The 305-nt window shown below is 59.7% G+C and carries 1 protein-coding gene; it reads left to right on the top strand.

What is annotated here, in order from left to right; all coding sequences use genetic code 11:
• The coding region (locus tag ACYZGB_RS22930; RefSeq protein ID WP_462391290.1) for a transposase at positions 1–305 on the top strand (305 nt) is incomplete at both ends.

Below are 305 nucleotides of genomic sequence, written 5' to 3'. Positions count from 1 at the left end.
CCAGAAATTCCCGACCGTCGTCAACGCCTGGCGCAGGGCCTGGGACAAGGTCATCCCCTTCTTCGCCTTCCCGCCCGAGGTGCGGCGCGTGATCTACACAACCAACGCGATTGAGAGCGTGAATGCGAGGCTGCGCAAGATCATCAAAACCCGAGGGCACTTCCCCAGCGACGATGCAGCCACCAAGCTGATCTGGCTGGCACTGCGCAACATCACCGAGGACTGGGGACGGGCAGCCAACAACTGGAAATCAGCGATGAACCAATTCGCGATCCTCTACGAAGACCGGTTCACCAAATCGAGCA

The sequence above is a fragment of the Acidovorax sp. Q11 genome (genome assembly GCF_054950075.1).
Note: the sequence above shows the minus strand (reverse complement) of the source record. Positions and strands in the feature narration are given on the sequence as shown.